The sequence below is a fragment of the Streptomyces sp. NPDC046465 genome (genome assembly GCF_040646035.1).
Taxonomy (GTDB): domain Bacteria; phylum Actinomycetota; class Actinomycetes; order Streptomycetales; family Streptomycetaceae; genus Streptomyces.
Genome location: NZ_JBEYZK010000001.1, coordinates 466,846 through 493,789 on the forward strand (window position 1 = coordinate 466,846; position 26,944 = coordinate 493,789).

Consider the following 26,944-nt stretch of genomic DNA (forward strand, 5'->3'; position numbering starts at 1 on the left):
CCTCCGGGTCTACGCTGGAAGGCATGTCTTCCGCGCCGCTCGATCTGCGACTCCTGTCGTCGTTCCTCGCGGTCGTGGAGGAGGGTCACTTCGGCCGGGCGGCGGCCCGGCTCTTCCTCTCGCCGCCCGCCGTCACCCAGCACGTGCGCCGCCTGGAGGCGGATCTCGGCGCCACGCTCGTCGACCGGAGCGCGAGCCCGGTCGTGCCGACCCCCGCGGGCGTGCGCCTGACCGGCCACGCGCGCCTCCTGCTCGCCGCGTCGAACGCCGCCCTCGACGACCTGGCCGAGGCCACCCGCCCGCGGGCCGGTGCGGCGGAGCGGCCGCTGCGGGTCGGCATCATGGGCCACGGTTCGGCGGAGCTGACCCCGGCGGCGATCAACGCCTACCGCCGCGCGCGGCCCGGCGTCCGGGTGGAGATCACCCAGCTGGACTTCACCGAGCACGTGACGGCGCTGACGGAGGACCGGGTGGACGTCGCCTTCGTGCGCCCGGGGCCCGACGACGAGCGGGTGTCGGCGGACGTCCTGACGACGGAGCAGCGCATCGTGGTCGTCGCGGACCGCTCCCCGCTGGCGGCGGCCCGGCTCACCGGCGCGACGGTGGCGGACATCGCGGGCCTGCCGTTCTTCCGCGTCCCCGGCCACACTCCGCGCCCCTTCACCGACTACCTCTACTTCGGCGACGACGCCCGGCGCCGCAGCACGGACTTCGCGGTGACTCCGCAGGAGGTGCTGACCGGCGTGGTCACGGGCCGCGCCGCGGGCTCGGGCCTCAAATCCTTCGCCCGCTACTACGCCTGGCCGGGCGCCACCTTCGTCCCGATCATCGACGCCCCGTGGGAGAGCAGCTACCTCGCGGTGCGGGCGGACGAGGACAACCCGGAGGTACGGATCTTCCGGGCCCTTACGGTGGCTCTGGCGCGGGATCCGGGCCTCGCTGCCCCCTCGGGTCCCGCCGCCGTGGACGGCACGACACACCCGTAGCCGACGAAAAGCCCTGCCGCGCACCCGAGTTGTCCCCGCTCCCCCACCCGGCCCACCGCTCCGGCGAGCCCGTGCCGGGGGCCTTGACCGGCCCTCTCCCCCCTCCTATGGTCGCCACGCCACCCACGACGTAGGACGTGGGACCTCTTAGGCAGGCAAGGGAGACACAGTGACCGATCTGCCCTCTCCGACCGGGCGCCGCGCCGTCCCGCCGGACCGCCGTTCCTTCCTCAGGTACACCGGCGCCCTCGGCGCCGCCGCCGTCGTGACGTCCACGCTCTCCGCCTGCTCCTCCGGGCCCGAGTCCACCAACGAGACCGGGGGCGGCGGGCAGGGCGGCGGCTCTACGCTCACCGCCGTCATCGGGTACGGCAACGACGGCAGCTGGGATCCGACGCAGACCGCCTCCGCCTTCGCGATGGCCGGCAACGAGCACATCTACGAGGGGCTCCTCGGCACCGATCCGATCACCCGTGAGCCGTACGCCGCGCTCGCCACCGAAATCCCCGCCGACCCGAAGGCGACGACGTGGAAGTTCACCCTGCGCCCCGGGGCCACGTGGCACGACGGCAAGCCCGTCACCGCCGATGACGTCGTCTTCGTCTTCGACCGGATCCTCGATCCGAAGACCCAGACCCTCGCCAAGGGCTTCTTCGCGAGCTGGCTCAAGGAGGTCAGGAAGACCGGCGCGACCTCCGTCGAGCTGATCCTGAAGTTCCCCTTCCCCGACGGCGCCGCCCGCCTCTCCCTCGCCAAGATCATGCCGAAGCACGTGTTCGGGAAGCCCGGCGCCTGGGACGACGCGACCAAGGGGAAGGCGGTGGGCTCGGGACCGTACAGGATGGCCTCGCACCACCCGAAGTCGAACACGACGTTCGAGGCCTTCGACGACTACAACGGCCCGCGCAGGGCCGCCTTCAAGAAGATGAACTGGCTGACCATCGTGGACGCCGCACCGCGCGTCGCGAAGATCTCCGGGGGCAGCGCCGACGCGGAGATCGCCGACAACATCCCGTACGCCAACATCGGGCAGCTCAAGAAGGGCGGGATGAGCGTCGAGGGCGGCGCCGGGATGAACAATCTCTTCCTGCTCTTCAACACCGCGCACAAGCCGTTCGACGACGTCCGCGTCCGGCAGGCCCTGCACTACGCCATCGACCGCGACAAGATGATCGAGGCCGCCCTCCGTGGCCACGGCAAGGCGTCGACGTCCTTCCTCAATGAGGCCAACCCCTCCTACCGGCCCGCGAAAACCGTCTACGGGTACGACCTGGCCAAGGCGAAGAAGCTCCTCAAGGAAGCGGGCGTCGGCAAGCTGAGCATCAACCTCATGGCCGTGAACGTCAGTTGGATCGTGGACTGCCTGCCCACCATCCAGGACGGCTGGGAGAAGCTCGGCGTCGACGTCACCCTCGACCCGCAGGAGACCACCGCCGTCTTCACCAAACTGGACCAGAAGAAGGACTTCCAGATCGTCGCGGCCGCCTCCAACCCCAACCAGTTCGGGCTCGACGCCGACCTGATCATGCACTACAACTACGGCCCCCAGAACCTGTGGATGGGCTACGCGCGCTGGGCGGACGACGCCGTCGCGAAGAAGCTCTTCAAGGACATGGACCGGGCCACCCGCGAGCCGGAGGCAGGCCGTAAGAAGGCCATGGTCCAGGAGTACCTCGACGTCATCGCGGAACAAGCCGTGCTCTACCCGGTGGTCCACAACGAACTCATGACCGCCTGGGACCCGAAGAAGATCACCGGAGTCAAGGCCCAGCCCTATCCGGGAATCAACCTGATGCAGGCCAAGTGGGCCTGACTCGGGCACCGTTCACCGGACAGCTCAGGAGTACCGTGCCGTGACCGCAGTCCTCAGCATCCTGGCCCGCCGCGTCGCCCTGCTCGTCCCGCTGCTGCTCGGCATCGTGCTCTTCGTCTTCCTCGTGATGCGCTTCTCGGACGTCGACCCGGCGTCCGCGTTCTTCCAGGGCGCCAACCCGACCCCCGAGCAGCTGCACCAGTTCCGCGAGGAGAACGGGCTCCTCGACCCGCTGCCCGTACGCTACTTCGCCTTTGTCGGCGACCTCCTCCAGGGCGACATGGGCATCAGCGTCCTCAACCGCTCCCCCGTCGTCGACCAGGTCACCACCGCCCTGCCGCTCACCATGCAGCTCACCTTCCTGGGCCTCGGCATCGCCGTCGTGCTCTCCCTCACCCTCGGCGTCACCGCCGCCATCCACCGCGACCGGCTGCCGGACCAGCTGATCCGCGTCGTCTCCCTGACCGGGGTCGCGGCGCCCGGCTTCTGGCTGGCGCTGCTGATGATCCAGTACCTGGCGGTGGACCTCGGCTGGTTCCCGACCGGCGGCTACATCAACCCGGCCGACTCCTTCACCGGCTGGCTCAAGACCATGACGCTGCCCGCTCTCGCGCTCTCCCTGCCGGTGGCGGCGGGCCTCACCCGCATCATCCGCACCGCCGTCGTCGAGGAGCTCGACAAGGACTACGTACGGACCGCGATCGGCTGCGGCCTGCCGCCGGTGGTGGTCGTGGGCCGCAACGTCCTGCGCAACGCCCTCATCAACCCGCTCACCGTGCTCGGCCTGCGCGTCGGCTACCTGCTCGGCGGCGCCGTGGTCATCGAGACCATCTTCTCGCTGCCCGGCATGGGCAAGCTGATGATCGACGCCGTGAAGAACGGCGACCCGGCCGTCGTGCAGGGCGTCGTCATCACGACCGCCGTCGGCTTCGTCGTCGTCAACCTCGTCATCGACATCCTCCATCTCCTGGTCAACCCGCGCCTGAGGGGATCCGTCTGATGCTCGCCCCCCGCAGGAGGCTGACCGAGCGCCTCTCCGTACCCGGCATCCGGCTGCGCTCCTGGCAGAAGCTCCCCGCCCTCTCCCGGGTCGCGGTCTGCGTCGTCGGGCTCGTCGTCCTGGTGGCGCTCCTCGCCCCGCTCCTCGCCCCGCACGACCCGCTCGACCAGCAGCCCCAGGCCGACGGCACGGGCCACCCCTCCGCCGACCACTGGATGGGCCAGGACAGCCTGGGCCGCGACATCCTCAGCAGGCTGATGTACGGGGCGCGCTGGTCGCTCGCGATCGGGCTCGGCGCCACCCTGCTCGCCCTCGTCGTCGGCGCCGTGATCGGCGCGGTCGCGGCGACCTCCCGCAAGGCTGTCGACGAGACGCTGATGCGCTGCCTGGACGTCGTCATGGCCTTCCCCGGGATCGCGCTCGCCGCCGTGCTCGTCGCGGTCTTCGGCGGCGGCATCCTCGTCCTGATCTGCGCCATCGCCTTCCTGTTCACGCCGCCCGTCGCCCGCGTCGTACGGGCCAACGTGCTCGACCAGTACGGCGAGGACTACGTCGTCGCCGAACGCGTCATCGGCGCCCGCACCCCGCACATCCTGATCCGCCACGTCGCCGTGAACTGCGCCGCGCCCATCCTCGTCTTCTGCACGGTGCAGGTCGCCGAGGCCATCGTCTTCGAGGCGTCGCTCTCCTTCATCGGCGCGGGCGTACGGCCGCCCGACCCGTCCTGGGGCAGCGTCATCGCCGACGGCAAGAACATGGTCCTGATCGGCGGCTGGTGGGCGACGGTCTTCCCCGGACTCCTCATGCTGCTCACGGTCCTCGCCCTGAACATCCTCTCCGAGGGCGTGTCGGACGCGTGGGCGGCGCCCTCCACCCGGGACACGGCGGGCGCGGCCCGTACGGAGGAGGACCGGCTCGAAGCCCCCGAGCCCGGCAGCGGCCAGGTACTCGAACTGCCCGGCCTGACCGAGGCCGCCCACCGGCTCCGCTCCCGCGCCCGCCCCCTGCCCACCGGCGACCCGGTCCTCTCCGTCGACCACCTCACCGTCTCCTTCCCCCAGCGGCACGGCGGCGTGGACATCGTCGACGGGATCAGCTTCGACGTGCGGCCCGGTGAAGTCCTCGGCCTCGTCGGCGAGTCGGGCTGCGGCAAGTCGCTGACCGCGCTGACGGTGATGGGCCTCGCCCCCAAGGGAGCCGAGGTCGGCGGGCGCGTCACCTTCGACGGACAGGAACTCGTCGGCCTGCCGATGCGCGCCCGGCGCCGCCTGCTCGGCCACGACATGGCGATGATCTACCAGGACGCCCTGTCGTCGCTGAACCCCGCCATGACGGTCCGCTCCCAGCTGAAGCAGGTCGTACGGAGAGGTGGCCGCCGCACGGCGGTCGAGCTCCTCGAACTGGTCGGCCTCGACCCGGCGCGCACCCTGCGCAGCTACCCGCACGAACTCTCCGGCGGCCAGCGCCAGCGCGTCCTGATCGCGATGGCCCTCTCCCGCGACCCGAAGCTGATCGTCGCCGACGAGCCGACCACCGCGCTCGACGTCACCGTGCAGGCGCAGATCATCCAACTCCTCCTCGGGCTGCGCGAAGAGCTCGGCTTCGCGCTGATCCTCGTCTCGCACGACCTGGCCCTCGTCGCCGACGTCACCGACCGCGTGGTGGTGATGTACGGCGGTCAGATCGTCGAGACGGGCGTGACGGCCGACCTGGTGGAATCCCCCGCGCACCACTACACGCGGGGCCTGCTCGGCTCGGTGCTCTCCCTGGAGTCGGCGGCGCAACGCCTCACGCAGATCAAGGGCGTCGTGCCGTCCCCGGCGGACTTCCCGCAGGGCTGCAGATTCGCGGACCGCTGCCCGCTGGCGGACGAGACGTGTCGGACTACGGCGCCGGAGCTCACGGGCGCACCCGAGCACTCCATCGCGTGCCACCACCCGGCGACGCGCCCCGCAGGGGCGCCGTCAGGGGCGCGGGGAACTGCGCGCCCAGCCACAACGGAGAGCGAGCCGACATGACCACCCCCCTCGTGGAGCTGGCCGACGTGCACGTCGTACACCGGGCCCGCTCCGGAGGCCTCTTCTCCAGGGACCACGTGTACGCCCTCACCGACGCCACCCTCAAGGTCGCCCCCGGCGAAACCGTCGGCATCGTCGGCGAATCCGGCTGCGGCAAGTCCACCCTGGCCAAGGTCCTCGTCGGCGCCCAACGCCCCACCCACGGCACGGTCTCGTTCCGTGGCCGCGACCTCTGGACGATGAAGCCCGCCGAGCGCCGGACCTCCATCGGCACCCACACCGGCATGATCTTCCAGGACCCCTCGACCGCCCTGAACCGCAGGCTCCCGGTCAGCCGGATACTCCGCGACCCCCTGGACGTGCACCGCCGCGGCACACCCGCACAACGGGACGCGCGAGTAAAGGAGTTGATGTCCCTGGTCGGCCTGCCGAAGGCCTTGGCCGACGGCCTGCCGGGGCAGCTCTCCGGAGGCCAGCGCCAGCGCGTCGCCATTGCCCGCGCCCTCGCGCTCGAACCGGACCTGATCGTCGCCGACGAGCCGACCAGCGCCCTCGACGTGTCGGTGCGCGCCCAGATCCTCAACCTCCTCCTCGACCTGAAGGAACGCCTCGGCCTCGCCCTGGTGTTCGTGTCCCACGACATCCAGACCGTACGCAGGATGAGCGACCGCGTCGTCACGATATACCTCGGCCGGATCGTCGAGGAGGCACCGGCCCGGGAGATCCTGGACCGCGCCCGCCACCCGTACACCCGCGCCCTCTTCTCGGCCACCCCCGGGCTGCTCGACCCCATCGACCCGATCCCGCTGGCCGGTCCCGTGCCGTCGGCGACCCGGCCGCCGAGCGGCTGCCCGTTCCGTACCCGCTGCTGGAAGGCGGACGAGATGTGCGCCACCGCGATGCCGGAGGCCCGGCCGGCGGGCGCGGGGCACCTGTTCCGCTGCTTCCATCCCGTGGAGGAGGGACAGTCGACACACGACCTCGTCACCCAGGCCGCCGCCACGGCCCCCACCCCCAGGGAGCAGCCATGCCCGTCCCCACCCCGCTGACCGGTGTCGTCCCGCCCGTCTGCACCCCGCTGACACCGGACCGCGAGGTGGACACGCCCTCGCTCGTCAGGCTCGTCGACCATCTGGTCGCGGGCGGCGTCGACGGCCTGTTCGTGCTCGGCTCGACCTCCGAGGCGGCGTACCTGACGGACCGGCAGCGGGCCGTCGTCGTCGACACGGTCGTCCAGCACGTGGCCGGTCAACTGCCCGTCCTGGCCGGGGCCATCGACATGACCACGCCCCGCGTACTGGACCACGTGCGCGCCCTCACCGGCGCGGGCGTGGACGCGACCGTGGTCACCGCGCCCTTCTACACGCGGACCCATCCGGCCGAGATCGACCGCCACTTCCGGCTGGTCGCGCGGGACTGTCCGGTGCCGGTCCTCGCGTACGACATTCCGGCGTCGGTGCACAGCAAGCTGGGCGCGGAGCTGGTTCTCCGCCTGGCCGAGGACGGCCTGATCGCGGGCCTGAAGGACTCAAGCGGCGACGAGGGCGCCTTCCGCGGTGTCGTCCTCGGCAAGCGGGCGGCGCCGGGGCTGCAAGAGTTCAGCGTGCTCACGGGGTCCGAGGTGACGGCCGACTCGGCGCTCGCGATGGGCGCGGACGGCATCGTGCCGGGCCTCGGCAACGTGGACCCCGAGGGGTACGCGCGCCTCTACCGCGCCTCCCTGGCGGGGGACCGGGCGGGGGCGCGGGCCGAACAGGAGCGGCTGTGCGGCCTGTTCGGGATGGTCACGGCCGGGGACCCGGCGCGGATGGGCGGGAGCTCCTCGGCGCTCGGCGCGTTCAAGGCGGCGCTGCACCTGCGCGGGGTGATCGACTGCCCCGCCACGGCGGAGCCGCAGATCCCGCTCTCCTCCGTGGAGACGGAGCGGGTGGGCAGGCACCTGGCAGCGGCGGGCCTGCTCTGACCCGTCCGCCCGCCCGTCCGCCCCTCCGCCTTCCCCGCCTCGCCCCCTCGTCCACCTCACGCCCGCCTGCTCGCCCTGCCCGTGGTCATGCGCCGCGCCGACCTGTCCCCGCCCCGGCAGAGCACCCACGCCTGAGCCCCCTCAGGAAGCGGCCACCGAACCCGGGGCGACGAGCCCCGACTCGTAGGCCATGATGACCAGTTGGGCCCGGTCCCGGGCGCTCAGCTTTCCCATGATGCGGCTCACGTGGGTCTTCGCGGTCAGCGGACTCAGCCCGAGCGTGTCCGCGATCTCCTGGTTGTTCAGGCCCCGCGCGACGAGCCGCAGGACCTGCCGCTCCCGCTCCGAGAGCCCCTCGGGCCCGCCCGTGACGGGCGCCCCGGTGTCCGGCGCCCGCAGCACCCGGGCGATGAGCCGGGCCGTGGGCCCTGGCGAGAGGAGCGCGTCACCGGCGGCCACCGTGCGGATGGCGTCGAGGAGTTCGGCGGGCCTGGTGTCCTTGACCAGGAAGCCGGACGCACCCGCCCGCAGCGCGTCGACGACATGCTCGTCCGTGTCGTACGTCGTCAGCATCAGGACCTTCACGCCCGCCAGGTCCTCGTCCGCCGCGAGCAGCCGCGTCGCCTCGATGCCGTCGAGGTCGGGCATGCGGATGTCCATCACGACGAGGTCGGCGCGCGCGGAGCGGGCCAGCTCGACCGCGGAGCGCCCCGTGCCCGCCTGCGCCACGACCTCCATGTCGGCCGCCGAGTCGACAAGCATCGCGAACGCCGCACGCACCAGGGTCTGGTCGTCGGCGAGCAGCACCCTGATGGTCATCGCGGCCCTCCCGGGCTCTGAACCGTCATGACAGACCTCCCAGGGACAGGGGTGCGAGGGGCAGCACCGCCGACACCATGAAACCCCCCTCGGGCCGCGGCCCCGCATCCAGGGTCCCGCCGACCGTACGAGCCCGTTCCCGCATCCCGAGGAGCCCGAACCCCTGGGCGTGATCGGCCTCTTGGGGCCTGCCGCCCGTCCCGTCGTCGACGACCCGCACGCACAGCGCCGCGTCCGCCGTGCCGACCGACACCCGTACGGTGATGCCGGGGCCCGCGTGCCGCACGACGTTGGTGAGCGCCTCCTGCACGATGCGGTAGGCCGCCGCGCCCACGGCGGGCGGCGCCTCGCACGGGGCGACCGCGAGCTCCACCCGGGCGCCCGCCGTGCGGGCCGCGTCGGCGAGGTCGGGCAGACTGTCGAGGCCGGGCAGCGGCCCTCGGGCCTCGTTCTCCGTACCGGCCCTCAACACCTGCAACGTGGCCCGGAGTTCACCGCGGGCGCTGCGGCAGGTCTCGGCGACGTCGTCGAGCGCCTTGGCGACGGCCGCGCGGTCGAGCCGGTCCGGATCGGCGGTCAGGACGTGTGCGGCGACGGACGTCTGGACGCCCACCAGGGTGATGCTGTGCGCGAGCAGGTCGTGCAGGTCGCGGGCGACCCGCAGCCGCTCCTCGGCGACGCGGCGGCGCGCCTCCTCCTCGCGGGTGCGCTCGGCGCGCTCGGCCCGCTCCACCACGGACGTGACGTACTGCCGGTGGATGCGCACGTACACGCCGATCAGCAGGAAGGCCACGATCCAGCCGGAGATGCGCAGCGACTCGGCGCCCTGCGCCATGCCCTCGTGGAACTTCAGACCCAGCATGATGCCCATGACCGCGGCGCCGACGAGGACGGTGTTACGGGGGCGGCACCGGGAGGCCACGGTGAACAGCGCGGCCATCGACACCGCCATGGGCGCGGTGTGGTTGGCGTTCAGGGAGTGGTAGGTGAGCAGGATGACCATCAGGGCGGCCATGACGCGCATCGGCGCGCGGCGCCGCCAGACGATGACGACGTGCGCGGCGAGCAGCAGCGCCCAGCCGAGCACGCCGGGCGGTCGGCCGTTGTCCCGTACGACCTGGACGACCACGACGGAGCTGGCCGCCATGGCCACGGCGAACAGGGCGTCGGTGCGCAGCCGTTCGTCGGGGGCCGCGGGGCCGAGGACGCGCTCGACGAGGTTGCGGCGGGCGGCGGCGCCCGAGGCCGTACTCCGGACCGCGACAGGTAGTTCCACCGCTCCATCTTCCGGCACGCTGGCGCCCCTCCGGGAGAGGAAGGGCGCCGCGAAGGGCCGGTGCGGGGGTCGGCCGGGGAGCCGGTTCAAGGCGAGGGGACCCGGATCGGTTCGGCCTCGTGGGCCGGTGGCGTGTCCGTCACGGCGGGCCTGGACAGCGGTCCGGGCCACCACACCTTCCTGCCGAGTGCCACGCTCGCGCTCGTCACCAGGTACGTGCGGACCAGGAAGGTGTCGAGCAGGACGCCGACGCCGATGACGAAGCCCAGTTCGACGAGTTGGACGAGCGGCATGCTGGTGAGCACGGCGAACGTGGCGGCGAGGACGAGTCCCGCCGAGGCGATGACGCCGCCGGTGGTGCGCAGCGCGGTGAGGGCGGCGGCTCCCGGTTCGGCCCCGTTCAGGCACTCCTCGCGCATCCGGTGCATCAGGAAGATCCCGTAGTCCACGCCCAGCGCGACGAGGAAGACGAAGGAGAGCAGCCCGAGCCCGGGATCGGTGCCCTCGAATCCGAAGAGCGGTTCGAGGACGAGGCCCGCGATGCCGAGCGAGGCGCCCCATACCGCGACGACCGCGGCGAGCAGCAGCAGCGGCGCGACGAGGCTGCGCAGCAGGGCGACGAGGACCAGCAGGACGGCGCCGAGGACGAGCGGCACGACGATGCCGCGGTCCCGGGCGTTGGCGTCCTTCAGGTCCAGTCGCTGTGCGGCGGGGCCGCCCACGTACGCGCCGTCGAGCCCGTCGCGCAGCGTCTCGATGGTCCGGGTCTCCCCCGCGGACTCGGGCGCGGACGTGGCGGTCACGGAGATCTCGGTCCATCCTTCGCCGGTACGGCCCCGCGCCGCACTGTCGACGCCCTTGGTGTCCCGTATCTGCGCGAGGGAGGTATCGGCCCGGTCCGCCCGGGTCATGACAGTGATGGGCTGGGTGCCCCGCTCGGGGTAGGCGGCGGCGAGGGTCTGCATGGCGGCCACGGATTCCGGGGTCTTGGTGAAGGAGTCCTCCTGCCTGAGCGCGCCCGGCAGGTTCAGCGCGCCGAGGGCCAGCGCGCCGAGCAGCACGGCCCCGCTCGCGAGCACGGTCAGCGGCCTGCGCCCCGCCGAACTCCCCATCGCGGCGAAGAGGCCGCGCCGCTGGGTGACCGCGCTGCCGAAGGCGGGCACGAGCGGCCAGAACACCCGGCGGCCGAGCAGGACGAGCACGGCGGGCAGCAGCGTCAGCATCGTCGCGAGGGCGCACAGCACACCGACCGTGCCGAGCGGCCCCATGCCCCGGCTGCTGTTGAGGTCGGCGGCGAGCAGGCAGAGCAGTCCGGCGGCGACGGTGCCCGAGGAGGCGAGGACGGCGGGCCCGCAGCCGCGCAGCGCGGCGGCCATCGCGTCGTAGGGCCGCTCGATCCCGCGCAGCTCCTCCCGGTACCGGGAGACGAGGAGCAGTGCGTAGTCGGTGCCCGCGCCGAACACGAGGATGGTCATGATGCCCGAGCTCTGACCGGTGACGGACGTCCCGAAGGCCTGGTGCAGGCCGTACGCGACGCCCATCGCGAGGTAGTCCGCGACGCCCGCGACGGCGAGCGGCACGAGCCACAGGAAGGGGCTGCGGTAGATGACGACGAGCAGCAGCGCGACGACCGCGGCGGTGGTGTAGAGCAGGGGGCCGCCGAGCGAGTCGTAGACCTCACTCGCATCGGTGCCGAGGGCTCCGGAACCGCCGACCTCGACGGTCAGGCCGCCCCCTCCCGATGCGGCTTCGCGCACGTCCTCGACCAGGGCGTCCCGCTCGTCCTCGTCCTGCCCCGGTTCGGTGGTGGCGACCGGGTACATGAGCGTGGTGCCGTCCTTCGAGGGCACGGCCTCGGGTTCGGCGACGAGCCGGTGGTCCCGCGCGATGCCGGTGACCTGCTCACCCGCGGTCCTGCGGTCGGCGGCGGTGAGCCCGCCGTCGCGGTGGTAGACGAGCACCAGCTCGGTGGCCTCGCCGCCCGGCAGCTGTTCCTGGATCTTCGCGACCTCGGTGGACCCCGCGCTCGCCGGCAGGTAGTCGACGGCCCGGTCCTGCCGCACGTCGGCCAGTTGCGCCGCGAAGGGCGAGGCGACCGCGAGCACGACGATCCACAGGCCCAGGAACACCCAGGGCACGCTGCGCCGTCGCCGTGGTGACGCGGGAGTGGTCTGTGCGGCCCCCATGACGGGCCTCCTTCGGCAGGGCTGACGTGTTCTGCGTCAACCCTTCCGGCGGGTGGGGGCGAATCCGTCGGACCCGGGGGCGAGTTGGGAGCTACGGCCCCGGGAGGTCAATGGCCGGAATTACTCCTGCCGGAGTACCGGAGCAGGCGACCGCGTCCTCAGGACGGCGTCCGCGCCGTCACGAGGAGGCGGATCACGTCCTCCGAGCAGATCGTCAGCGCGCAGCCCGCCGTGGTGAGCACGTCGCGTTCGGCGGTCGTGTAGGGGCCGTCGGCGAGGGCGATGCGGGCGCCCTTGAGGAGCAGGGCCTCGCGGCCCGCGGGGGCGAGGTGCGGGGCCAGGGGGCCGAGGGCCTCGTGGAGTTCGATGGCGAGGCCGGGGGCGCAGTCGGGCTCGGTGGCGCGCCCGGCGTCGGTGGCGAGCGCCTCGACGAGGGCGACGAGCTGTTCCTCGGTGCAGTCGTCGTACCCCGCGCCGTGCAGCGCGGCGACGGCCGTGTCCAGGGTGGTGCGCGAGGCGGTGCCGCCGGTGGTGAGGACCGCGAGGACGATGGTGTGCACGGCGTCGCGGAGCATCGCGGAGAGCCGGGTGGTGGTGGGGTGGTCGAGGACGTCGGGGTCGAACAGGTCCTGGCAGGCGGCGCACTGGATGACGGGGCCGCGCGAGCCGCGCGGCACGACGGGCAGGCCGAGCAGGACGAAGCGGCGTCGGCCGGTGAGCCGCTGGTAGTTGCGGTCGCCGCCGCAGGCCGGACAGAAGAACTCGCCGTCACCGACCGTGTTCCAGGCGGTGTGCATGCCGATCATGCGTCTGCACAGCGCTCGCCCGCGCGAGACGGGTTTGGCGGGGATGCGGGCATTCCGGCTGTTCTGTCCCTGAGCTGGCAGCACCACGCACCTCCGTAACTCCCCGGCTGCATTGCCGTGTTGCGTGATGTTAGCCACATCGGTGATGCGACGTCAGCACCTGGTGCGGGAGAGCGGGCCCGACATGGCCGGGAGACGACGCGGCCCCGCCCGCCGAAGAGGCGGACGGGGCCGGTCGGAACCGTTCGGGGGACTAGCGCGCCGCGCGGTTGACGGCGGAGACGGCGGCCTTCAGTGAGGCGCGCGTGGTGTTCGCGTCGATGCCGATGCCCCACAGCACCTTGTCGCCGATCGCGCACTCGATGTACGAGGCGGCCTGCGCGGACGCACCCTCGCTCATCGTGTGCTCCTGGTAGTCCAGGAGGCGTACGTCGATGCCGATGCCCTGCAGCGCGTCGAAGAACGCGGAGATCGGTCCGTTGCCCGTACCGGTCAGGACGGTGTCCTCGCCGTCCAGGGTGGCGTCGACGGTGAGGGTGTCGACGCCGTCGGTGTCGGTCGTCGTCTGGCCGTTCTTGACCTGAATACGACCCCAGGGGTTTTCGGGGTTGGGCAGGTACTCGTCCTGGAAGACGCTCCAGATCGCGCCGGGCGTGACCTCGCCGCCCTCGGCGTCGGTCTTCATCTGGATGATCTTCGAGAACTCGATCTGCATGCGGCGCGGCAGGTCCAGCTTGTGGTCGTTCTGCAGGACGTAGGCGATGCCGCCCTTGCCGGACTGCGAGTTGACGCGGATGACGGCCTCGTAGGACCGGCCGACGTCCTTGGGGTCGATCGGCAGGTACGGGACGGCCCACTCGACGTCGTCGATGGTCTTGCCCGCGGCCGCCGCCCGGGACTCCAGCGCGTCGAAGCCCTTCTTGATGGCGTCCTGGTGGGAGCCGGAGAAGGCGGTGTAGACCAGGTCGCCCGCGTACGGGTGGCGGGGGTGGACCTCCATCTGCGTGCAGTACTCGTACACGCGGCGGACCTCGTCGATGTCCGAGAAGTCGATCTGCGGGTCGACGCCCTGGCTGAACAGGTTCATGCCCAGGGTGACCAGGTCGACGTTGCCGGTCCGCTCGCCCTGCCCGAACAGGCAGCCCTCGACGCGGTCGCCGCCGGCCATGACGGCCAGCTCGGCGGCGGCGACGGCGGTGCCGCGGTCGTTGTGCGGGTGGATGGAGAGGCAGACGAACTCGCGCCGGGACAGGTTCCGGGACATCCACTCGAAGCGGTCCGCGTGGGTCGAGGGCGTCGAACGCTCCACCGTGGCGGGCAGGTTGAGGATGATCTCGCGCTCGGCGTCGGGCTGCCAGACGTCCATGACGCCCTCGCAGACCTCCAGGGCGAAGTCCAGCTCGGTGTCGGTGAAGATCTCCGGGCTGTACTGGTAGCCGAAGGTGGTCCGGTCGTCGAGCAGCTTGTCGGCGTACTCCGCGACCAGGCGCGTGCCGTCGACAGCGATCTGCTTCACGGCGTCGCGCGAGCCGCGGAAAACGACATCGCGCCAGACGGGGGCGGTCGCGTTGTACAGGTGCACGGTGGCGCGGCGGGCGCCCTTCAGGGACTCCACGGTGCGCTCGATGAGCTCTTCGCGGGCCTGGGTCAGGACGGAGATCGTCACGTCCTCGGGGATCGCGTCCTCGTCCTCGATGATCGAGCGCACGAAATCGAAGTCGGTCTGGCCCGAGGAGGGGAAGCCGACCTCGATCTCCTTGTAGCCCATGCGTACCAGGAGGTCGAACATGGCGCGCTTGCGGGCCGGGGACATCGGGTCGATCAGCGCCTGGTTGCCGTCACGCAGGTCGGTGGAGAGCCAGCGGGGGGCGACCGTGATCCGGTTGTCGGGCCAGGTGCGGTCGGGGATGGCGACCTGCTCGTACTGGCCGTACTTGTGGATCGGCATGGAGGTGGGGCGCTGGAAGTTCGGCATGATGCGTGGGCTCCTCGGGAGGGTGTCCGCTGGATCCTCGCCGGAAGGAACTGGTTCTCCGGCAGAGGGACGGCCGACGGTCTGAGCGCAACACCGAACTCCGCGGGGAGGGGGTCGGCCTCGTCTACAGGCCCTCGCCGCGGCAGCTAAGAAGGAGCAGCCCGAATCGCATGATGTGCCGCAGCCTAGCCGAGACGCCCGTGGCGCGCGGGCCCGTATCAGTATGCGGGATCACCGACAGGTAACGGGTATGGCGTGATCAATACCTCTATTTCACTAATCCTGGTTGCAGGTAGTGACAGCGGCATGACCCAGTGCCACATTGCACGCCATGACCGCGAACCCAGCAGGCTTCGAGCCTGTCTTCTGCACCATCGTGCCGCCCCACGTCCTGGACACTCTGGCCCAGAGCCAGGACCCCTCGCTCGCCGCGCCCGCCCGCCGCACCCTGCAGCGCGACGCGTTCGAGCGCACCCAGCGCCGTCTGACGACCGTCGTCGGCGCCCCGTCCGTCGCCGCGCCCAAGGAAGCCGCGGAGGGCAAGCCGCACCGCACGATCCACGACGCCAAGCACCGCACGGAGCTCCCGGGCCGCAAGGTCCGCGGCGAGGGCGACAAGCCCGGCAAGGACGCGACCGTCAACCGCGCGTACGCGGGCCTCGGCGCGACCTTCGAGCTCTACCAGAAGTCGTACGACCGCAACTCCATCGACGGCAGCGGCCTGCCGCTGACCGCGACCGTGCACTACTCCGAGGAGTACAACAACGCCTTCTGGAACGGCGAGCAGATGGTGTTCGGCGACGGTGACGGAGAGATCTTCCTCGACTTCACCATCCCCGTGGACGTCATCGGTCACGAGCTCACCCACGGCGTCACGCAGTACACGGCGAACCTCACCTACTTCGGCCAGCCGGGCGCCCTGAACGAGTCCCTGTCGGACGTCTTCGGCTCGATGATCAAGCAGTACACGCTCGGCCAGACCTCCGCCGACGCCGACTGGCTGATCGGCGCGGGCCTGCTCGCCCCGCGCGTCACCGGCAAGGCGCTGCGCTCCATGAAGGAGCCCGGCACGGCGTACGACGACGACGTGCTCGGCAAGGACCCGCAGCCCGCCGACATGGACCACTTCGTCAGGACGGGCCGCGACAACGGCGGCGTGCACATCAACTCCGGCATCCCCAACCGCGCGTTCTACCTGGTCGCCGACGCGCTCGGCGGGCACTCGTGGGAGCGGGCCGGAGAGATCTGGTACGCCGTCCTGACCGGCGGCGAGCTGGCGCAGGACGCGTCCTTCGCCGACTTCGCGAAGCTGACGGTCGCCGCCGCGCGCACCAAGTACGGCGACGGCGACGAGCTGAAGGCCGTCATCGACGCGTGGTCCACGGTGAAGGTGCCGGCCACCGACGGCTGACACCGCGCTACCGGCCGCCCATCCGGTGCAGTAGACAGGACCCATGCGTATCCAGGTGAAGCGGACCGGAGGATTCGCGGGCATCGACCGGCATGCCGAGGTGGACACCTCGCAGCTGGCCGATGCCCCGGACTGGCAGGCCCTGGCCGAACAGGCCCTGGCCGAGGGGCGGGATACCCCGCCCATAGGGGTGCCCGACGGCTTCAACTACCAGCTGACGGTGGACGGGCGGACCGTGTACTGCTCGGACCCGCGGCTGACGGAGCCGCAGCGGAAGCTGATCTCGCGGGTGCTGAAGGAGGGCGCGTAGCGAGGACGCGTAGCGCGGCAGCCGAGGACGCGTACCGCCGCAGCCGAGGGCGCGTACCGCCGCAGCGGGCCCGCCCGGGGAAAACCTGAGCCTTGTTCATCTTTCTCCCGCACGCCCATTGACTTCCGTACTCGCCGGTACGGAGGATCCCGCCCATGGCAGCGAGCGCGGCGACACCGGCGAGATCACCGTTCCCCCAGTTCCCCCACGGCTTCCTGTGGGGCGTCTCCACATCGGCCCACCAGATCGAGGGCGCCGCAGACCAGCGCGGCCCCTCGGTCTGGGACGCGTTCACGGCCGTGCCGGGGAACGTGAAGGACGGCTCGACGGCCGCCGTCGCCTGCGACCACTACCACCGCTACCGCGAGGACGTCGCGCTCGTCCGTGAGCTCGGCGTGGACGCCTACCGCTTCTCGGTCTCCTGGCCGCGCGTCCAGCCCACCGGCACTGGCCCCCTGAACCCCGCGGGCCTCGACTTCTACGACCGCCTCGTCGACGAGCTGTGCACGGCGGGCGTGCGCCCCGTCGCCACCCTCTTCCACTGGGACACCCCGCTGGCCCTCCAGGAGGCGGGCGGCTGGCTTGAGCGGTGCACCGCCGAGCGGTTCGCCGAGTACGCGGCCTCGGTGGCGGCCCGCATCGGCGACCGCGTCACGAAGTGGATCACCCTCAACGAACCCGCGGAACACACCCTGCTCGGCCACGCCCTCGGCCAGCACGCCCCCGGCGAGCGGCTCCTCTTCGACGCCCTGCCCGTCGCCCACCACCAGCTCCTCGCCCATGGCCTGGCCGTACGGGCGCTGCGCGCGGCCGGTGCCCGCGACATCGGCATCGCCAACTCGCACGGCCCGACCTGGCCCGCCTCCGCCGCCCAGGAGGACACGGCGGCGGCGGACTTCTACGACCTGCTCCTCAACCGCCTCTTCGCCGACCCGCTCCTCCTCGGCCGCTACCCGGAAGGCATCGGCGAACTGATGCCGTCGGACGACCTGGCAGCCGATCTTGCGGTCATCGCGGAGCCGCTCGACTGGTACGGGATCAACTTCTACCAGCCGACGAAGGTGGGCGCCCCGCCCCCGGAGGGAACCGCCGCCGAGTTCTCCGGCGTCACGCTCCCGCCCGAACTCCCCTTCTCTCCCCGGGAGATCGAGGGCTACCCGGTCACCGACTTCGGCTGGCCGGTCGTCCCCGAATCCCTCACCGAACTGCTCACCGCCTTCCACGACCGCTACGGCGACCGGCTGCCGCCCCTCGTGATCACCGAGAACGGCTGCTCCTACGAAGGCCTCGACGACCAGGAGCGGATCACCTATCTGGACGGCCATCTGCGGGCGCTGCACCGGGCCCTGGAGGCCGGGGTCGACGTGCGCGGCTACTTCGTCTGGTCCCTGATCGACAACTTCGAATGGGCCGAGGGCTACCGCCAGCGGTTCGGCCTCGTACACGTCGACCACACCACCCAGGAGCGCACCCCGAAGGCGTCGTACCACTGGCTGCGCGAGGCCCTGCGGGCGCAGCGCCCATGACCACCACCGCGCTGCGGGAGCCGGTCGAGCGGGTCGGCCGCGGCTGGACGGCCGGTCTTTCGGTCGCCAACGGCGCGATCTGGGTGGGCTGGTACGGCCCGCTGCAGATCCTGCTCGCCGTGCAGGCGGAGGACCTGGCCCCCGCGGGCACCTCCAAGGAGACGGTGCTCGCCTGGGTGACGGGCGTCGGCGCCGTCGTCTCCCTCGCCGCCAACCCGCTCTTCGGCGCCCTCTCCGACCGCACCACGTCCCGGTGGGGCCGGCGCACCCCGTGGATCGTGGCGGGCACGGCGGGCGGCGCCGCCTCGCTGCTGCTGCTCTCCGCGGCGGGCTCGGTGTGGTGGATGGCGGCGGGCTGGTGCCTGGTCCAGCTCACCCTGAACGCCGCCTTCGCCGCCGTCACGGCCGCCGTGCCGGACCGGGTGCCGCGGTCCCAGCGCGGCTCGGTGGGCGGCTGGCTCGGGGCGGCGCAACTGCTCGGCGTAGTCGTCGGAACGGGGCTCGCGACGGTGGCGGGCGGCACGGTCGCGGGGTACGCGGCCTGCGCGCTCTTCACCGTGGTGGGCGTGGTCCCCTACGTCGTACGCCACCGCGACCTGCGCCTGACGGCCACCGAACGGCCGCCGTGGAACCCGCGCGAGTTCCTGGCCGGTTTCTGGCTGAGCCCGCGCCGCCACCCCGACCTGGCCTGGGCCTGGCTGACCCGGTTCCTGATCAACGTCAGCAACTCGGTGGTCCTGCTCTACCTGCTCTACTTCCTCCGCGACCGCCTGGAGTACGCCGACCCGGACGAGGGCGTGCTGATCCTGACGGCGGTGAACGGCGTGACGATGCTCGCCACGGTCGTGGTGGGCGGCGCCTGGTCGGACCGGACCGGCCGCCGCAAGCCCTTCGTGATCTGGTCGGGGGTGCTGATGGCGGTGGCGACCGGGCTGCTCGCCGCCTGGCAGACCTGGCCGGGCGCGATCGTCGCGGCGGCGGTGCTCGGCATCGGCTTCGGCGTCTTCACGTCGGTGGACTTCGCCCTGATGACGGACGTCCTGCCCACGGCCATGGACCGCGGCAAGGACCTCGGCGTCATCAACATCGCCAACTCCCTCCCCCAGGTGGCGGCCCCGGCCCTCGCGGCCCCGATCGTGACGTACCTGGGCGGCTACCGGGTGCTGTATCTGACGGCGGCGGTGGTGGGTCTTGCGGGGGCGGTGCTTGTGACGCGGATCAGGGGGGTGAGGTAATCACCCCCGCAACGCCTTAGAACCCGAGCTTGCGAAGCTGACGGGGGTCCCTCTGCCAGTCCTTCGCCACCTTGACGTGCAGGTCGAGATAGACCGGCGTACCCAGCAGCGCCTCGATCTGCTTACGGGACTTGATGCCGACGTCCTTCAGCCGCTTGCCCTTGGGGCCGATGATGATCCCCTTCTGGCTGGGCCGCTCGATGTAGACGAACGCGTGGATGTCGAGCAGCGGCTTGTCCGCGGGCCGGTCCTCACGCGGCAGCATCTCCTCGACGACCACGGCGATGGAGTGCGGCAGCTCGTCCCGCACCCCCTCGAGCGCGGCCTCGCGGATCAGCTCGGCGACCATGACCTGCTCGGGCTCGTCGGTGAGGTCGCCCTCGGGGTAGAGCGCGGGGCCCTCGGGCAGCAGCGGCACGATCAGATCGGCGAGCAGGTCCACCTGCTGGGCGCCGACCGCAGAGACCGGCACGATCTCGGCCCACTCGAAGCCGAGCTCCTTGCCGAGCTGGTCGATGGCGATGAGCTGCTCGGCGAGGGTCTTGCTGTCGACGAGGTCGGTCTTGGTGACGATCGCGATCTTCGGCGTCTTCTTGATGGAGGCGAGCTCCTTGGCGATGAACCGGTCGCCGGGCCCGAGCTTCTCGTTCGCGGGCAGACAGAAACCGATCACGTCGACCTCGGCCCACGTCGTCCGCACGATGTCGTTGAGCCGCTCGCCGAGGAGCGTGCGCGGCTTGTGCAGCCCCGGGGTGTCCACCAGGATCAGCTGCGCGTCGGCCCGGTGCACGATGCCGCGCACCGTGTGCCGGGTCGTCTGCGGCTGGTCGGCGGTGATCGCCACCTTCTTGCCGACCAGAGCGTTCGTAAGGGTGGACTTGCCCGCGTTGGGGCGGCCGACGAAGCAGGCGAAGCCGGCGCGGTGGACGGCCTCGGACGGCTCGGCTGATGACGGGGTACGAACGCTCATGGCGCCCATTGTCCCTGATCCCTGGAGCCCCGCCGCACCGCCCGGCCCGTGGGAGCCCGGCATACGGTGCGCGGGCCCGCGCGGTGAGCCCCCGCGAACGCCACGCACACGCCACCGCACACGCCACCGCGACACGAAACACGGCCGAAACCCGCGGGTGCCCGTTACGAAACGCGGGCCCGGGACGCTCTGCCCCCATGACGACCTATGCCGCCCCCCACCTCGACACGGGCGACACCGCCTGGCTGCTCGCGGCCACCGCGCTCGTCCTCCTGATGACGCCGGGCCTCGCCCTCTTCTACGGCGGCATGGTCCGCACGAAGAGCGTCCTGAACATGCTGCTCATGTCCTTCGTGGCGATCGCCCTGGTGACCGTCGTGTGGCTGCTCGCGGGCTACTCGCTGGCCTTCGGCGACGACGCGTTCGCGGGCCTGATCGGCGGCGTCGACCATCTCGGCATGGCGGGCATCGGCCCGGACAGCCTCACCGGCACGGTTCCGACCCTCCTCTTCACCACCTTCCAGCTCACCTTCGCGGTCATCACGGCGGCGCTGATCAGCGGCGCGATCGCGGACCGCACCAAGTTCGCGGCCTGGCTGGTCTTCGTGCCGGTCTGGACCCTCGCCGTATACGTTCCCGTGGCGCACTGGGTGTGGGGCCCCGACGGCTGGATCGCCGACTCGCTCGGCGCCCTCGACTTCGCGGGCGGCCTCGTCGTGGAGATCGCGTCGGGCGCCTCGGGCCTGGCGCTCTGCCTGGTCCTCGGCCCGCGCATCGGTTTCCGCAAGGAGGCGATGCGCCCGCACAACCTCCCCATGGTCCTGATGGGCGCGGGCCTGCTCTGGTTCGGCTGGCTCGGCTTCAACGGCGGCTCGGCCCTCGGCGCGAACGGCCTCGCCGCGGCGTCCCTCCTCAACACCCTGGTCGCCGGATGTACGGGACTGCTCGGCTGGCTCCTCGTGGAACAGCGGCGCGACGGCCACCCCACCACGTTCGGCGCGGCGTCCGGCGCGGTCGCGGGCCTGGTCGCGATCACTCCGTCGTGCGGCGTGGTGGACATCCTGGGCGCGGCGGTGATCGGTCTCGCGGCGGGCGTCGTCTGCTCGTACGCGGTCGCGTGGAAGTTCCGCCTCGGCTACGACGACTCGCTCGACGTCGTCGGCGTGCACCTGGTGGGCGGTGTGATCGGCACGCTCCTCATCGGCCTGTTCGCGACGGCCACGATGACGGACGGCGCGGAGGGCCTGTTCCACGGCGGCGGCGTGGCTCAGCTGGGCCGGCAGACGGTGGCGGTCGTGGCGGTGGCGGCGTACACGTTCTCCGTCACCTACGGCATCGGGAAGGCCGTCGACAGGCTGATGGGCTTCCGGGCGTCCGCCGAGGACGAGGTGACGGGCCTGGACCAGACACAGCACGCGGAGAGCGCCTACGATCACGGCGTCCTGGCGAGCCCCGTGGGTTCCGCCTCGGTCAAGAAGGGGAGCCACGTCGCATGAAGCTGATCACCGCGGTCATCAAGCCGTTCCGCCTGGACGAGGTGAAGTCGGCGCTCCAGGAACTCGGCGTCCACGGTCTGACGGTCACCGAGGCCAGCGGATACGGCCGCCAGCGCGGCCACACCGAGGTCTACCGGGGCGCGGAGTACCAGGTCGACCTGGTCCCCAAGGTCCGGGTGGAAGTGGTCGTCGACGACCTCGACGCGGACCCGGTCATCGACGCGATCGTGCGGGCCGCCCACACGGGCAAGATCGGCGACGGCAAGGTCTGGGCAGTCCCGGTGGAATCGGTGATCCGGGTCCGAACGGGAGAACGCGGCCCCGACGCGGTGTGACCGACGATTGCAGCCCCTCCGGCGTTTGAGGAGCGGGGTCCGGGGCGGAGCCCCGGGGGTGGGCCTCAGACCGCCGCCACCCGCTCGCGGACCTCCCCGTCCACCCCCGCCAGAAACACCGGCGTCCCGGCCCCGCCGAGATCCCGCACCGCCGCCAGATCCTCCGCGCCGACCCGCACCCCGTCGGAGACGACCGCCGCCGCCTCCAGCGACTCCGCCCCGGACGCCACGGCCATCGCCACCGCGGTCCGCAGCGCGGAGAGCTGGAGCGAGTCGAGGGCAACGGTCCCCGCCACATACGTACGACCCGTCTCGTCCCGCACGGCCGCCCCCTCGGGCACACCGTTGCGGGCCCGTGCGGAACGGGCCAGGGTGACGATCTTGCGGTCCTCGGGGTCCAGCGCGGCGCTCTCAGTCATGGTCCGAGCATACGGAGCACGCCCCGCTACATCGCCACCGGATACATCGATCCCCGGCGCCCCTCGGGCGAGGCGAGCCACGCCAGCTTCCCCGCCGTGTCCACCTCGGCATCCGGCAGCGGCGTGTGCAGCACGATCGTGAGGTCGGGCCTGGCCGGCACCTTCAGCTGCGTCGACTCCAGGAACAGCGCCCCCACGACCGGGTGCTCGATCTCCTTGGCGACCTGCCCGCCGGGCAGGATGTCCCGCCGCTCCCACAGCTCCCCGAACTCCGGACTCACCGCCTTCGCCGCGGCGATCACCGCGGCGAAGCCGTCGTCGTCGGGGTGCTCCGAGCACGCGGCCCGGTACATCGCCACGATCTGCGGGGCGTTGGCCCCCCAACTCGTCGCGCGGGCACGGTAGATGGTGTCGGTGAAGAAGGTGAGCAGACAGTTGTCGGCGGTCTCCGAGCGCATGCCGAGCACGGACGCGGCCGCGTCGTTGTACATGACGCAGTTCCAGTACGCGTCCATGATGTGCGCCGGATACGGCATCCACGTGTCGATGAGCCGGTTCAGCCCCTCGCACATGCCCCAGTCGGTCTGCGCGACCTCGGGCGCGGGCGGGTTGAGCCCGGACAGCACGTACAGATGGCGCCGCTCCGCGCTGCTCAGCTTCAGGACCCGCGCCACGGAGTCCAGGACCTGCGGCGACACGGAGATGTCGCGCCCCTGCTCCAGCCACTGGTACCAGGACGCCCCGACCCCGGCGAGCACGGCGACCTCTTCGCGGCGCAGCCCCGGCGTGCGACGGCGGGCCCCGCCGTCCGGTAGCCCGGCCTCCGAGGGGCTGACCCGTGCGCGGCGGCTCATCAGGAACTCCCTGAGCTCCCCGAGGCGACGCGCCTTGGAGGAGCCCGTGTCCGACTCCGTAACCGCTGCCGTGCCCGACGCTGCCGCTGCCGCTGCCATGTGGCGCTCCCCCAAGCCCTGACTGGTGTTCCGACCACCAGCATAAGTTCCCGCTCCCCACGTCTATTCCGGCCGACGCAAGCTCTTGACCATGGCGATCGACACCACCACTGCCCCGTCCCCCCAGGCCGCCCCACCGGCGCCCCGACAGCAGGACCCCAAGCTCTCCACCCGCGACAAGCTCGTCCTGTTCGTGCTCTGCGCCGCGCAGTTCATGGTCGCGCTGGACTTCTCCGTACTGAACGTGGCACTGCCCGCGCTCGGCCCCGACCTCGGCATGAGCCACTCCGCACTGCAATGGGCGGTGACCGCCTTCGCGCTGCCGTCGGGGGGCTTCCTGCTCCTCTTCGGCAGGACCGGCGACCTCTTCGGGCGCCGCAAGCTGTTCCTCGCGGGCCTCGCGCTCTTCGGCCTGGCCTCGCTGCTCGCCACCTTCGCGTGGGACCCGGTGTCGTTCCTGACCGGGCGCGCGCTGCAGGGCATGGGCGCGGCGGCGATCGTGCCGACCGGCATGTCACTCCTGACGACCACGTTCCCCGAGGGCCCGCAGCGCGACCGGGCGCTCGGCATCTCCGGCACGCTGCTCTCGCTCGGCTTCACGGTCGGCATGGTGCTCGGCGGCGTACTGACCGACACCCTCGGCTGGCGCTCCACCATGGGCCTGCTGACCCTCTTCGCGCTGATCGTGCTGCCGCTCGCGCCCGGACTGCTGCCCGAGTCGCGCACCCCGGACCGCCCGCGCCTGGACATCCCGGGTGCCGTGACGGTCACCGGCGGCCTGCTCGCCCTGATCTACGCCCTCTCCACGGCGGCCCAGCGCGGCTTCGGCGGCACGGACGTCATCGGCACGCTGGCGGCGGGCGTGCTCCTGCTCGCGGCCTTCGGATACGTCGAGTCGCGCGCCGCATCGCCGCTCGTCTCGCTGCCCATGCTGCGCCGCCGCACGGTGGCGTGGGGCAATCTCGGCGGCCTGGTCACGTTCTCGATGATGTCGACGGTCGTCTTCGTCCTCACCCTCTACTTCCAGGAGGTCCTGCGCCTCTCGGCCTTCGAGACCGGTCTGGTCTTCGGCGTGCAGGGCGTCCTCTCGGTGGTCGCCGGGGTGTACGCGCCCCGGGTCATCGGCCGCTTCGGCGCCCGCCGAACGCTGGTCGGCTCGCTGGCGGGTCAGGGCCTGCTCGGGGCGGTGCTGCTCGGCATCGGCGAGGGCGGCTGGTCGGTGTGGCTCGCCACGGCCGCGGTGTCGGTGGCGAGCATGTTCCACCTGGGCTCGATCGTCTCGTACGGCGTGACGGTCACCTCGGGCGTGCCCGACGAGGAGCAGGGCCTGGCCACCGGCCTGGTCACCTCCACCCAGCAGGTGGGCCTCACCATCGGCATCCCGGTGCTCGGTGTCCTCGCGACGACGGGCCAGGACCTTCTGACGGGCACGCGGACGGTTCTCGCGATCGACGCGGCGGTGGTCCTCGCGGCGGCGGCCGCGGTGGCGGTGGGGCTCGGCGGACGCAAGCGCGCGTGAGCCCGGCGAACCGGTGCGGGTCGGCCCGGCCCCGTCAGGGCCGGGCCGCCGTCACGTCACGCGCCGCGGGGCGGACGACCGAGGAGAGGAAGACGCCCCAGGTGTCCGGGCCCACCGCGACCACCGCGCCCCGGGGGCGCGCGGAGTCGCGGATCAGGACCGTCTCACCGGTCCAGGCGATCTCCACACAGTCGTCGTTGGGAGCCCCGCTCGCGCTGCTCTTGCGCCATCCCCATGTGCTGACCACGCTTCTCCTCCACCCCGGGTGCGGAAGGCCAGCCGGCCCAGCACGGCTGGTGCAGAGGGACGTAGCACCTCTTCCAGGATAACGGCGCGTCATCCATATCTGAACGACCGGAATCGCGCCAAGGTCCTGTGGTACAGGCGTGATTGACGGGGCGTCAAGCCGCTTCGGCGGGCGCCAGGAGCCTCATCAGGTCGTCGCTCCCTTCTTCGGCCCTCGCCGCCAGCGCCTTGAGGATGTCCACGGTGCGCTCCTTGATGGCGAGGTCCTCCAGCTCCCAGAACCTCTCCAGGTAACGCCCGCTCTCCTCGGGCGCGCTGGTGCTGTACGAATCGCCGCGTGGGTTCTCCAGATAGAGCGAGTCCGGCATCTCGTCCGCCTCGAACTCGAAGAGCGTGAAAGGCCCCTGGACACCGGGGTGACCGCCGACGCTGAACGGCAGGATCTGGATGGTGAACTTCGGCAGGGCCGCCAGCTCCGCGAGCCGCTCCAACTGGGCGCGCATGACGCCGCGTCCGCCGACCTGGCGGCGCAGGACCGCCTCGTCGAGGATGTAGAACACCTCGCGTTCGCCCGACGTCAGCATGTCCTGGCGGGAGAGGCGCACCTCGACGGCGCGCTCGATCACCTCGTCGGCGACCCCCTTGTCGTACGCCCGCATGATGGCGCGTCCGTACTCCTCGGTCTGCAAAGGACCCGGAACCTGGAGGGAGTTGTACACGCGGACGATCGACGCCGACGACTCCAGGGCGAGGAACTGCAGGAACTCCTTGCTGTACAGGTCGCGGTACTCGGTGTACGGCATCTTCCTGCTGCCCCGGGCGAGGTCGAGGAGCTCCTCGATCTTGCGGCGGTCCCGGATCCCGTACGCATCCAGGAGGGGCCGCAGATCGTTGACCGAGACGCCGACCTCACCGGCCTCGATCCGGATCAGCTTGGAGGGGCTCCACTCCATTTTCGCGGCGACCTGCCGCTGTGTGAGGCGCGCGACGGTCCGCGCCTTTCGGAGCTCTGCGCGCAGCCGCAGCCGCTGCAGTGCCGCACTTGGCGCGCTCATGATGGCTTCACCTCCGACCGGACGGTGCGAGGTGCAACATAGCAGACTAGCAGCTTACTCATCGAGACCTTTCGGGACGACAGTTCACGCCACTGTCAGGAGACCCCGAGCCCCATGGGCACGCAACCGGAGCGACGGCCCGAGGTCGACAGTTGCCGGATAGCTATATCGCACTTGGCGAGCCCTCGATGAGCGACGTGCCCGTCGGCACTACCCATGTCGCATCCTCCAGGCTACGATATAGCAGAGGGTTGCCTGCTCAACTGACCACCGCCGCAAGGAGGTTGAGAACGGAACCGGTACGGCACGGACCCACACCATCGAGTGCCGTCCACCGTCAGTTCCCCCTTCCTGGCGCCACCCGTTCGTGGCTCGCCGCGGTATCCACGACTCGCGTGGAACCAGGAAGGAGTACAGCCCGATGGCCGAGAAGCCTGACGGGCGCCGCACCACCCGCACGTGGGCCGACCGGGTCGCTCTGGCGGCCCCGTGGGTGAGCCTCCTGGCGCTGGTCCAGGAGATCATCGACAAGTGGGTCCTGCCCCACGTGTAAAAGGAAACTGGCCCCGGCCTGAGGCCGGGACCAGCTGCGGCGGACGCCATCGCACGACGTTTCCACTCCGAGTT

24 protein-coding genes are annotated in these 26,944 nt (G+C 71.6%); 14 read left to right on the forward strand and 10 right to left on the reverse strand.

Annotated features, from left to right (window positions below):
• Nucleotides 1–23: 23 nt before the first annotated feature.
• From ABZ953_RS02130 to ABZ953_RS02155, 6 genes are all read left to right on the forward strand, one after another.
• Nucleotides 24–986, forward strand: a complete 963-nt coding sequence (locus ABZ953_RS02130) for a LysR family transcriptional regulator (protein WP_361715162.1) — start codon at nt 24–26, stop codon at nt 984–986.
• A gap of 169 nt (nt 987–1,155) precedes the next feature.
• Nucleotides 1,156–2,799 carry an ABC transporter substrate-binding protein gene (locus tag ABZ953_RS02135; protein WP_361715165.1) on the forward strand — a complete coding sequence of 548 codons (1,644 nt, stop codon included), beginning with the start codon at nt 1,156–1,158 and terminating at the stop codon, nt 2,797–2,799.
• A 40-nt stretch (nt 2,800–2,839) separates the two neighbouring features.
• Nucleotides 2,840–3,799, forward strand: coding sequence for an ABC transporter permease (locus ABZ953_RS02140; RefSeq protein ID WP_361715168.1), 960 nt, complete (start codon nt 2,840–2,842; stop codon nt 3,797–3,799).
• A complete protein-coding gene (locus tag ABZ953_RS02145) occupies nt 3,799–5,817 on the forward strand; it encodes a dipeptide/oligopeptide/nickel ABC transporter permease/ATP-binding protein (RefSeq protein WP_361715171.1) in 2,019 nt (672 codons plus the stop codon). The genes ABZ953_RS02140 and ABZ953_RS02145 overlap by 1 nt, the downstream gene beginning before the upstream one ends.
• The gene (locus ABZ953_RS02150; RefSeq protein WP_361715174.1) at nt 5,814–6,866 is read left to right on the forward strand and encodes an ABC transporter ATP-binding protein; all 1,053 of its coding nucleotides are present in this window, start codon (nt 5,814–5,816) and stop codon (nt 6,864–6,866) included. The genes ABZ953_RS02145 and ABZ953_RS02150 overlap by 4 nt, the downstream gene beginning before the upstream one ends.
• On the forward strand, nt 6,845–7,780 hold the full coding sequence (locus ABZ953_RS02155) for a dihydrodipicolinate synthase family protein (RefSeq protein WP_361715177.1): 936 nt from the start codon (nt 6,845–6,847) through the stop codon (nt 7,778–7,780). The genes ABZ953_RS02150 and ABZ953_RS02155 overlap by 22 nt, the downstream gene beginning before the upstream one ends.
• Before the next feature lie 141 nt (nt 7,781–7,921).
• On the opposite strand, the gene ABZ953_RS02160 is transcribed toward ABZ953_RS02155, so the two are convergent.
• The 5 genes from ABZ953_RS02160 to leuA form a co-directional block, all read right to left on the reverse strand.
• Nucleotides 7,922–8,599: a response regulator transcription factor gene (locus ABZ953_RS02160; RefSeq protein WP_361715180.1), complete on the reverse strand. Its 678-nt coding sequence runs from the start codon at nt 8,597–8,599 to the stop codon at nt 7,922–7,924.
• A 25-nt stretch (nt 8,600–8,624) separates the two neighbouring features.
• Nucleotides 8,625–9,761, reverse strand: coding sequence for a histidine kinase (locus tag ABZ953_RS02165; RefSeq protein WP_361715664.1), 1,137 nt, complete (start codon nt 9,759–9,761; stop codon nt 8,625–8,627).
• Nucleotides 9,762–9,961: 200 nt separating this feature from the next.
• A complete protein-coding gene (locus tag ABZ953_RS02170) occupies nt 9,962–12,061 on the reverse strand; it encodes an MMPL family transporter (protein ID WP_361715183.1) in 2,100 nt (699 codons plus the stop codon).
• 158 nt (nt 12,062–12,219) lie between these two features.
• On the reverse strand, nt 12,220–12,951 hold the full coding sequence (locus ABZ953_RS02175; RefSeq protein WP_361715186.1) for a TerB family tellurite resistance protein: 732 nt from the start codon (nt 12,949–12,951) through the stop codon (nt 12,220–12,222).
• Nucleotides 12,952–13,120: 169 nt separating this feature from the next.
• On the reverse strand, nt 13,121–14,842 hold the full coding sequence (leuA, locus tag ABZ953_RS02180) for a 2-isopropylmalate synthase (RefSeq protein WP_361715189.1): 1,722 nt from the start codon (nt 14,840–14,842) through the stop codon (nt 13,121–13,123).
• Between the two features lie 331 nt (nt 14,843–15,173).
• Between leuA and ABZ953_RS02185 the strand changes: the two genes are divergently transcribed.
• From ABZ953_RS02185 to ABZ953_RS02200, 4 genes are all read left to right on the forward strand, one after another.
• Nucleotides 15,174–16,253 (forward strand): M4 family metallopeptidase, encoded by a 1,080-nt coding sequence (locus tag ABZ953_RS02185; protein WP_361715192.1) that lies wholly within the window; start codon nt 15,174–15,176, stop codon nt 16,251–16,253.
• Nucleotides 16,254–16,296: 43 nt separating this feature from the next.
• The gene (locus ABZ953_RS02190) at nt 16,297–16,563 is read left to right on the forward strand and encodes a protealysin inhibitor emfourin (protein ID WP_361715195.1); all 267 of its coding nucleotides are present in this window, start codon (nt 16,297–16,299) and stop codon (nt 16,561–16,563) included.
• 155 nt (nt 16,564–16,718) lie between these two features.
• Entirely contained in the window at nt 16,719–18,089 is a 1,371-nt protein-coding gene (locus tag ABZ953_RS02195) for a GH1 family beta-glucosidase (RefSeq protein WP_361715198.1), read from the forward strand.
• Entirely contained in the window at nt 18,086–19,324 is a 1,239-nt protein-coding gene (locus tag ABZ953_RS02200; protein WP_361715201.1) for an MFS transporter, read from the forward strand. The genes ABZ953_RS02195 and ABZ953_RS02200 overlap by 4 nt, the downstream gene beginning before the upstream one ends.
• Before the next feature lie 16 nt (nt 19,325–19,340).
• Here the strand turns inward: ABZ953_RS02200 and era are convergent, their stop codons facing one another.
• Nucleotides 19,341–20,294: a GTPase Era gene (era, locus tag ABZ953_RS02205; RefSeq protein WP_361715204.1), complete on the reverse strand. Its 954-nt coding sequence runs from the start codon at nt 20,292–20,294 to the stop codon at nt 19,341–19,343.
• A gap of 197 nt (nt 20,295–20,491) precedes the next feature.
• Here era and ABZ953_RS02210 point away from each other — a divergent pair, with 197 nt between their 5' ends.
• Together ABZ953_RS02210 and ABZ953_RS02215 are read left to right on the forward strand one after the other, a co-directional pair.
• Nucleotides 20,492–21,790: an ammonium transporter gene (locus ABZ953_RS02210; protein ID WP_361715207.1), complete on the forward strand. Its 1,299-nt coding sequence runs from the start codon at nt 20,492–20,494 to the stop codon at nt 21,788–21,790.
• Nucleotides 21,787–22,125: a P-II family nitrogen regulator gene (locus tag ABZ953_RS02215; protein WP_361715210.1), complete on the forward strand. Its 339-nt coding sequence runs from the start codon at nt 21,787–21,789 to the stop codon at nt 22,123–22,125. The genes ABZ953_RS02210 and ABZ953_RS02215 overlap by 4 nt, the downstream gene beginning before the upstream one ends.
• A gap of 65 nt (nt 22,126–22,190) precedes the next feature.
• On the opposite strand, the gene ABZ953_RS02220 is transcribed toward ABZ953_RS02215, so the two are convergent.
• Both ABZ953_RS02220 and ABZ953_RS02225 read right to left on the reverse strand, forming a co-directional pair.
• On the reverse strand, nt 22,191–22,544 hold the full coding sequence (locus ABZ953_RS02220; RefSeq protein ID WP_361715213.1) for a cytidine deaminase: 354 nt from the start codon (nt 22,542–22,544) through the stop codon (nt 22,191–22,193).
• 26 nt (nt 22,545–22,570) lie between these two features.
• Nucleotides 22,571–23,398, reverse strand: coding sequence for a helix-turn-helix transcriptional regulator (locus tag ABZ953_RS02225; protein ID WP_361715667.1), 828 nt, complete (start codon nt 23,396–23,398; stop codon nt 22,571–22,573).
• 190 nt (nt 23,399–23,588) lie between these two features.
• On the opposite strand from ABZ953_RS02225, the gene ABZ953_RS02230 reads away from it, so the two are divergent.
• Nucleotides 23,589–25,016, forward strand: a complete 1,428-nt coding sequence (locus ABZ953_RS02230; RefSeq protein ID WP_361715216.1) for an MFS transporter — start codon at nt 23,589–23,591, stop codon at nt 25,014–25,016.
• Nucleotides 25,017–25,050: 34 nt separating this feature from the next.
• On the opposite strand, the gene ABZ953_RS02235 is transcribed toward ABZ953_RS02230, so the two are convergent.
• Nucleotides 25,051–25,263, reverse strand: a complete 213-nt coding sequence (locus tag ABZ953_RS02235; RefSeq protein WP_361715219.1) for a DUF397 domain-containing protein — start codon at nt 25,261–25,263, stop codon at nt 25,051–25,053.
• Nucleotides 25,264–25,417: 154 nt separating this feature from the next.
• On the reverse strand, nt 25,418–26,317 hold the full coding sequence (locus tag ABZ953_RS02240; protein ID WP_361715222.1) for a helix-turn-helix transcriptional regulator: 900 nt from the start codon (nt 26,315–26,317) through the stop codon (nt 25,418–25,420).
• A 421-nt stretch (nt 26,318–26,738) separates the two neighbouring features.
• Between ABZ953_RS02240 and ABZ953_RS02245 the strand changes: the two genes are divergently transcribed.
• On the forward strand, nt 26,739–26,870 hold the full coding sequence (locus ABZ953_RS02245; RefSeq protein ID WP_361715225.1) for a hypothetical protein: 132 nt from the start codon (nt 26,739–26,741) through the stop codon (nt 26,868–26,870).
• Nucleotides 26,871–26,944 lie beyond the last annotated feature (74 nt).

Excerpts from the sequence above, each read along its gene's own strand:
- ABZ953_RS02130 (WP_361715162.1), top strand. The coding sequence starts at position 24 with ATGTCTTCCGCGCCGCTCGATCTGCGACTCCTGTCGTCGTTCCTCGCG.
- ABZ953_RS02145 (WP_361715171.1), top strand. The coding sequence starts at position 3,799 with ATGCTCGCCCCCCGCAGGAGGCTGACCGAGCGCCTCTCCGTACCCGGC.
- ABZ953_RS02150 (WP_361715174.1), top strand. The coding sequence starts at position 5,814 with ATGACCACCCCCCTCGTGGAGCTGGCCGACGTGCACGTCGTACACCGG.
- ABZ953_RS02155 (WP_361715177.1), top strand. The coding sequence starts at position 6,845 with ATGCCCGTCCCCACCCCGCTGACCGGTGTCGTCCCGCCCGTCTGCACC.
- ABZ953_RS02160 (WP_361715180.1), bottom strand. The coding sequence starts at position 8,599 with ATGACCATCAGGGTGCTGCTCGCCGACGACCAGACCCTGGTGCGTGCG.
- ABZ953_RS02170 (WP_361715183.1), bottom strand. The coding sequence starts at position 12,061 with ATGGGGGCCGCACAGACCACTCCCGCGTCACCACGGCGACGGCGCAGC.
- leuA (WP_361715189.1), bottom strand. The coding sequence starts at position 14,842 with ATGCCGAACTTCCAGCGCCCCACCTCCATGCCGATCCACAAGTACGGC.
- ABZ953_RS02185 (WP_361715192.1), top strand. The coding sequence starts at position 15,174 with ATGACCGCGAACCCAGCAGGCTTCGAGCCTGTCTTCTGCACCATCGTG.
- ABZ953_RS02190 (WP_361715195.1), top strand. The coding sequence starts at position 16,297 with ATGCGTATCCAGGTGAAGCGGACCGGAGGATTCGCGGGCATCGACCGG.
- ABZ953_RS02195 (WP_361715198.1), top strand. The coding sequence starts at position 16,719 with ATGGCAGCGAGCGCGGCGACACCGGCGAGATCACCGTTCCCCCAGTTC.
- ABZ953_RS02200 (WP_361715201.1), top strand. The coding sequence starts at position 18,086 with ATGACCACCACCGCGCTGCGGGAGCCGGTCGAGCGGGTCGGCCGCGGC.
- era (WP_361715204.1), bottom strand. The coding sequence starts at position 20,294 with ATGAGCGTTCGTACCCCGTCATCAGCCGAGCCGTCCGAGGCCGTCCAC.
- ABZ953_RS02210 (WP_361715207.1), top strand. The coding sequence starts at position 20,492 with ATGACGACCTATGCCGCCCCCCACCTCGACACGGGCGACACCGCCTGG.
- ABZ953_RS02215 (WP_361715210.1), top strand. The coding sequence starts at position 21,787 with ATGAAGCTGATCACCGCGGTCATCAAGCCGTTCCGCCTGGACGAGGTG.
- ABZ953_RS02220 (WP_361715213.1), bottom strand. The coding sequence starts at position 22,544 with ATGACTGAGAGCGCCGCGCTGGACCCCGAGGACCGCAAGATCGTCACC.
- ABZ953_RS02225 (WP_361715667.1), bottom strand. The coding sequence starts at position 23,398 with ATGAGCCGCCGCGCACGGGTCAGCCCCTCGGAGGCCGGGCTACCGGAC.
- ABZ953_RS02230 (WP_361715216.1), top strand. The coding sequence starts at position 23,589 with ATGGCGATCGACACCACCACTGCCCCGTCCCCCCAGGCCGCCCCACCG.
- ABZ953_RS02240 (WP_361715222.1), bottom strand. The coding sequence starts at position 26,317 with ATGAGCGCGCCAAGTGCGGCACTGCAGCGGCTGCGGCTGCGCGCAGAG.
- ABZ953_RS02245 (WP_361715225.1), top strand. The coding sequence starts at position 26,739 with ATGGCCGAGAAGCCTGACGGGCGCCGCACCACCCGCACGTGGGCCGAC.